The organism is Caballeronia grimmiae, assembly GCF_000698555.1.
Lineage (GTDB): Bacteria > Pseudomonadota > Gammaproteobacteria > Burkholderiales > Burkholderiaceae > Caballeronia > Caballeronia grimmiae.
Genome location: NZ_JFHE01000130.1, coordinates 1 through 766 on the forward strand (window position 1 = coordinate 1; position 766 = coordinate 766).

A 766-nucleotide genomic window follows, 5' to 3' on the forward strand; every position below is an offset into this window, starting at 1 on the left:
ACGGCTTGAAGCTCGAGCCCGGCTGACGCCAGGCCTGCGTCACGTGATTGAACTTGTTCTTGTTGAAATCGAAACCGCCGACGAGCGCGCGAATCGCGCCGTCTTGCGGCGTCATCGACACGAGCGCGCCTTCCACTTGCGGCAATTGCGCGATTTGCCAGTTGCCCTTCGCATCCTTCGTCAGGCGAACGATGGAACCCGGCTTGATCGCAAGCGCCTTCGACGCGTTGCTGCGCAGCGCCGCCGCCACGAAGCGCAAGGCGTCGCCGGAGATCGTTGCGGTCTCGCCGCCGACGAACTGCGCCGTCACCTGCTTCGGCGTCGCCGACGTGACGACGGCCGCGACGAGATCGCCGTTATCCGGATGATCGACGAGCGCGTCTTCGATCGATTCGGCGCGATCATCGGCTGCGGCCGGCAGGTCGATATGCCCTTCCGGCCCGCGATACCCGTGACGTCGCTCGTAGTCCATCACGCCCTTGCGCACGGCGCGATAAGCGGCGTCCTGATCGGTGGAACTGATCGTCGTCGTAACGGTGAGGCCGCGCGTGTAGGTCTCTTCCTTGTACTGCGCGTACATCATCTGCCGCACCATTTCCGCAACGTATTCGGCATGCACGCCGTACTCCGTCCCGGACGACTTCGTGTGAAGCTCTTCGGCGATGGCCTGATCGTACTGATCGCGCGTGATGTAGTTGAGATCCAGCATGCGCTTCAGGATGTACTGCTGCCGCACCTTCGCGCGCTTCGGATTCACGACCGGGTT

1 pseudogene is annotated in these 766 nt (G+C 63.2%); it reads right to left on the minus strand.

Annotated elements, in window-relative coordinates:
* Positions 1-766 (minus strand): annotated as a pseudogene (locus BG57_RS30935) (penicillin-binding protein); the annotation flags it as partial.